The sequence below is a fragment of the Nitrospina gracilis 3/211 genome (assembly GCF_000341545.2).
In the GTDB taxonomy this organism is placed as follows: domain Bacteria; phylum Nitrospinota; class Nitrospinia; order Nitrospinales; family Nitrospinaceae; genus Nitrospina; species Nitrospina gracilis.
In genome coordinates this window covers 2,581,540-2,582,774 of record NZ_HG422173.1, presented here as the reverse complement: position 1 = coordinate 2,582,774, position 1,235 = coordinate 2,581,540, and the positions used below count along the sequence as shown (strand labels likewise).

Below are 1,235 nucleotides of genomic sequence, written 5' to 3'. Positions count from 1 at the left end.
GCCTTATTTGAAAAAACTTAATAATTTCAAGTATTTAAATAAAACTTATTAAATTTTGATTGAATTGCCGGGCCCGGGATGGGGGTGAGCGGAGGTAGCAACGTCCCATGGTCCGGGCCCGGCAAAACGGGTTCTTGGTCAGCGGCGGAAGTCGAACAGGCCGGTCAGGGTGAAGCGGAAGTTTTCCACAATCAACCTCTGCGATTCCAGCCGGCTCAGGGATTTATCGAGGTTTGTAAACTGGCTGCGGCTGCGTTGTTCGAATTGTTGAAGCTGGCGTGACAGTTGATTGATGGAACGGGTGAGTTCGCCAATCCTTTTACTGGTTGTGTTGATGTCCGCTGTAAACGGTGAGGCCGGGCCCCCCTCCTCGGCGACCGCAGTCAGCAGGCGGTTCAGCCTTCCGGCGAGGCCCGCGGTGACCACAACGCTTCCTTTTTCTCCGTCCTGGGCGCTTTCCACCGGGTCGATCCTGATATTCAGTCCTTCCGCGGAAGTTCCAGACGCACCTTCGAAGGTACTGCCGGTCCCATTGACTGCGGCGCTGGATCCAGGCTCGCCCACCTTGTGGATTTTCAGGGACCCGTTCTCCATCTCCAGTTCAAACACCCCTCCCTCCATCCGGTCGCCGGCGCTGAGGAAGGTCACGTTCGGATTCGAAGCGGATCCCTGGATGGAAACCAGGTCAATGACGTTTTGCAGATCGTATTCCAGTGCCCCGTCCAGTTGGTCCATATCCAGGGACAGCGTTCCGTCTTTCTGTACGGTGATGCCGACCTGCGACAGACGGCTGGACCCGCCTTCCAATTCCACCAGCGCGCTGTCTATGAAGTGATAAAGAGCCCTCTGCAGGTTGCGCACGGAACACAGGGAGAACAGCGGCCCCGCCTCCTCGGTTTTTTCATTGTAAAACGCATGGCGGTCGAGGAATTTCCTGATCTCGTTGTACCTAGCTATGCAATGCCGGATCTGGCTTCTGAATTCATCAATGCCGGCCTCAGGCTTTCCCGGAACGTCGCGTGTGATCTCCCTGACCATGAGGGTTCCGGTGCCTGTGGTTTGAAGGGTCAGGGTGGTGCCCGGAAGGGCGTGGTCCACCTTGTTGGTATAGTGGGTAAACGGGGTGTCGTTCAGTAGAAAGAAAGCGTCCTGTGCCTGCCGAACAGTTTCAAACATCTCTCCCCTGTCTTGGGCTTCGCCGATTCCGCGGTCAATGAAGTCGAGGGCCCGGCTCG

General features: G+C 56.3%; 1 protein-coding gene. It reads right to left on the bottom strand.

Annotated features, from left to right (window positions below):
* Positions 1-138: 138 nt before the first annotated feature.
* On the bottom strand, positions 139-1,235 hold a 1,097-nt coding region (gene fliD, locus TX82_RS12350), incomplete at its 5' end, for a flagellar filament capping protein FliD (protein ID WP_042251227.1).